Source organism: Collinsella sp. TF05-9AC (assembly GCF_003438495.1).
In the GTDB taxonomy this organism is placed as follows: domain Bacteria; phylum Actinomycetota; class Coriobacteriia; order Coriobacteriales; family Coriobacteriaceae; genus Collinsella.
In genome coordinates this window covers 1-3,982 of sequence record NZ_QSSH01000003.1, presented here as the reverse complement: position 1 = coordinate 3,982, position 3,982 = coordinate 1, and the positions used below count along the sequence as shown (strand labels likewise).

Genomic DNA, 3,982 nt, shown 5'->3' with positions numbered 1-3,982 from the left:
TGGAGCGGACAACGGGGCTCGAACCCGCGACCCCAACCTTGGCAAGGTTGTGCTCTACCAACTGAGCCATGTCCGCATATGTAAAACAAAACGGGCGCCGGAGCGCCCGGATGTTGCCTGGAGGCGAAGCCCGGATTCGAACCGGGGGTAAAGGCTTTGCAGGCCTCTGCCTTACCACTTGGCCACTTCGCCGAAAAAGGACCGCCTAAACGGTCCGTAAATGCAATGGAGCGGACAACGGGGCTCGAACCCGCGACCCCAACCTTGGCAAGGTTGTGCTCTACCAACTGAGCCATGTCCGCTTGCGGGTTATTAATTTACGCGAGTTGTCCAAAAGACGCAAGTACTTTTTTCAAAAAAGTTGTCTGCCGCATGTTCTCGGTAGCTAAACGCGCCAAAGCGATTGGCTAGGCACACGATTCGAGCGCTCCGCTAAACAGCTTCACCATCTGCACGCGCGTGCCGGCGCCGTCTGTACGACGCGCAACCTCCACGTTATCGACGAGCATACGCATAAGCTTGATACCACGGCCGCGCTCCTCGGATGCGACCGGTTCGCTCGTTTTATCGATAGAATAGCCGGCACCTCGATCAAGCACCTCAACCACAACGCGATCGCCATAGGCCTGAACCGTCAGGACGCACCCGACACCGCCCGCATGGTCATAGGCATTACCCAGTGCCTCCCCCGACGCCAATGCGACATCGTAGCGCTCGTCGCGGCGCAACGGAAGCGATTCAAGGAGTTCGGCGATGTGATGTCGGTAGTATGGAAGATTCTCGATACCCTGACGGACCTCGACGCTCTTACTCCAGCGAGGCAGCTCCCCCACCGGAATGGCGGGAATAGACTCCCGTGCCGGACCCGCGACATGAAGGATATCGACAAGACGAGCAATCTCCAAAAAGCGAACAACTTCGCCTGATGCATTGACGAGCGAAAGCAGGCCTTCTCGCCTCATGAGCTCACGAGCGCGCGTAAGCAGGAATGCCAAGCCCGTCGAATCGATAAAGCCAACAGCCTGACAGTTGATGACGACACGACGCACGCCGCGGTCAACCAAAGCATCCAACCGCCGACGCAGCGCAGGCACCGTGGCGATGTCGATATCGCCCGGTGGCGTCAAAACCGCTATGTCATTCCACTCATTCATACGACCATGGTTCCCCAAAAAAGCCCACTCGATGCATTTGTTTCCCCAACCGTGCGGATTCAGCCCGTCCAGCGTCGTCTATGAACGACCCCGTAAAAACTCAAGGGACACCAATGCAATGTCGTCGTCCAGCGCCGATTCGGTAAATCGGTCGAGCTCGCCCAAGACCTTGCCGCAAATGCCCGACACGCCCTCCCCCGAAACAGAAAGCAGAAGGTCGCGCAAGCGCTGCTCGCCAAAGAATGCTCCGGTGCGGTCACGGGCCTCAATCGTTCCATCCGTATACATAAAGAGCATGTCGCCGGGGGCGAACGTAAAGGCACCCGTCTCGTACACCATGCCTTCGAATGCACCGATTACGCCCGATTGGCATCCAAGCAGTTCGACCTCTCCCCCACGGGCCTCGCCGCCGCCCAGCGGCATCGACTCTGGCCTGATGACCATGGTCGGAGGATGGCCCGCCGAACAATACGTTGCGCGTCCGGCTTTAAGGTCAATCTTGGCGATAAAGGCCGTCACGAACGTCTCGACCCTCGAAAAGCCCATGAGCATGCTGTTAAGGGAGCGCGCCATGCGGGCCGGGCCAGCGCCCTCCCAGGCATATGCCGTCAGGGCCGTCTTGACGAGCGCGGACATCGATGCAGCCTCAATGCCTTTGCCAGACACATCACCCAGAATCATGACGGCGCAGTCGTCGGGAAGTCGGATGAGCGTATAGAAATCGCCGCCGACCAACGCCGAGTTCGTGGCCGACAGGTACACCGAATCGGTTGCGATACCCGGAACATCCCCCAGGGAATTTCTCATGCCGATCTGGAGGGTCTGAGCGATATGGCGCTCCTCGCGCTTTTGAGATTCGCCTTCGTAGATCAGTTCAAAGTCATGCGCCAAGTGCACCAAGTAGTCATATTCAAGGTCATCAATCGGCTCTTGGCTGCCATCACGAAGCAGCAGCGCGCGCGTCGTCGGGCCCTTCGCAACAAAAGCAGGGACAATTGCGTCGCTGCTGTGCTTGCCATCACCCTCAGAACGCGGGCGCCCCGCCTCGATGCCGGTGTCGACGTAGAGACCTTGGCAAGGTAGACCATGCGCCCTAAGCCAGCCTCCCATAGGCATCGATTCGTCAACGCGAGTTATACGGACGTGTTTAAGGTCCTCGGCACTCGTGCCGCCCAAAACAGACGCCCCAAAGCCATCAGGGCCAGCCCCCAGACGTGCCGCTGGCGCCGTCGTGGAAAAGAAAAGCTTCTCGGGATCGTCAGGCAAAGCAACGCGACTGCCGCCTTCAAAATCTATGACGTAGGCGTCCAGACTAGCGTCATACTCCACGGAACAGAAATGGCAATTGAGCACGGCGCAAATTTCGGCCGACACCGCACGCGAGGCGGCAACAGGATCATCAAGATAGGCAAACAACTCATCCCGAAGCACATTAAGCGAGCGGCCAAGCTCGGCCGTGCGACGAGAGCGAAGGCTCGATGCCATGCCGACCAGCTGGATAGACAGGTAATCGCAAATGACCTCGAGTACATTAACGTCATAGGCGAGCGGTGCCTGGGGGCGTTTCCAGCCAACTTCCAGCACGCCAAGGATCTGCGTACCGTAAAAAACGGGAAGACAGATCTCGCTGCGGTACGGAGGCATATCCTGCACGCGCAACAGGTGCTTAGAACGATTGTCCAAATCCATAAACATGCCCGAGGCGACACGATCGCCCTCAAGGTCCTGCTGAATCGACAGACGGCAAGCGCGCGACTCGCGAAGCACGTACGTCGGGATGCCCGCGCCATACGGCATAAACTCGGGCAGATAGCTATCCTCAAGCTCCTTAGAAACACCACGGAGCTTAAAGCCACCGCTCTCCGAAAAATAAATCGCAGCTCCAGAAGCATTGAGCGTTCCGACGAGCTGATTTAAAACGGTATCAAGCAGGCTGGGTAGCTCATCGGAGCCCACAGTGCTCATAATGACCGAAAGCGTGCCAGAGAGACGCTTATTTGCCACTCTAAGCTCCGATAACGCACGCTTGAGTTGACGGTCGTGAGAATACTGTTCCTCAATACTGTGAAGTGCCACCAGGACACGTGGCGCGCGGCGCCCAAAGACACGTGGAGGCGTTACGGAGCCTGCGCGAACCAAGACGGGGATAAAAGAGCCGTCACTCAGCTTGAGCATCAGTTCGTTCTCGGAGCCATCAGTTTCAAATGGCAGACGATGTTCCGTCGCACGTTCAAAAGCGGATGAGTACAGAACGTCTTTAACATCTCCACCGATGACGTCGGCGCGTTCCTCGCACATCAAACCAAGTAAGCGATTATTCACATGCAGAATGGTTCCGTCGAGCTCACAGATGATGACAGCATCGCTCGTGATCTCGACCAGTTGGGCAACGTCTGCCCACTCGTTGCGCTCAAGCGTTTCCATCGTGGACCTCACCGTCTATCGGTAACAAAAAAGCCTCCGAAGAGGCTTCTCAAATGCAATGGTGTCGGAGGCGGGACTTGAACCCGCATGACCAAAAAGCGGTCACTAGCACCTCAAGCTAGCGCGTCTGCCAATTCCGCCACTCCGACATGCTATGTTGTTGATTCGCGGTTCGTTTTGTTGGACCCGCGCGTTCAACGAGGAAGATAATAACCTATGATTCGAGAACTGTGCAAGCACTTTTTTGAAAAAAGTTTACAAATTTGTAAATGTACAGGTAGATGGACCTGTTCGGGCCGGAATGAGGTTGCTTTCCAACGCGTCCTCGGGCATGCGGCATTATTTTGATCCGCGTTTCGCGCTACAAAATAATGCCGCCCCCTGCGGAATGCGTTGGAAAGCAA

At 56.8% G+C, this 3,982-nt stretch carries 2 protein-coding genes and 4 tRNA genes; all 6 read right to left on the bottom strand.

The features are described from left to right. Positions 1-76: transfer RNA gene (locus DXC52_RS01415), tRNA-Gly, on the bottom strand. A 42-nt stretch (positions 77-118) separates the two neighbouring features. Beyond that, a tRNA-Cys gene (locus DXC52_RS01410) sits at positions 119-192 on the bottom strand. 34 nt (positions 193-226) lie between these two features. Beyond that, positions 227-302: transfer RNA gene (locus DXC52_RS01405), tRNA-Gly, on the bottom strand. 105 nt (positions 303-407) lie between these two features. Continuing rightward, positions 408-1,154, bottom strand: coding sequence for an anti-sigma factor antagonist (locus DXC52_RS01400; RefSeq protein ID WP_117745840.1), 747 nt, complete (start codon positions 1,152-1,154; stop codon positions 408-410). A 78-nt stretch (positions 1,155-1,232) separates the two neighbouring features. Further along, complete coding sequence (locus DXC52_RS01395) at positions 1,233-3,578, bottom strand: GAF domain-containing SpoIIE family protein phosphatase (RefSeq protein ID WP_117745839.1); 2,346 nt, start codon at positions 3,576-3,578, stop codon at positions 1,233-1,235. 59 nt (positions 3,579-3,637) lie between these two features. Further along, a tRNA-Leu gene (locus DXC52_RS01390) sits at positions 3,638-3,727 on the bottom strand. Between the last annotated feature and the right edge of the window lie 255 nt (positions 3,728-3,982).

What these genes read in the sequence shown, in the direction of transcription:
- DXC52_RS01400 (WP_117745840.1), bottom strand. Translation starts at nt 1,154, where the DNA reads ATGAATGAGTGGAATGACATAGCGGTTTTGACGCCACCGGGCGATATC.
- DXC52_RS01395 (WP_117745839.1), bottom strand. Translation starts at nt 3,578, where the DNA reads ATGGAAACGCTTGAGCGCAACGAGTGGGCAGACGTTGCCCAACTGGTC.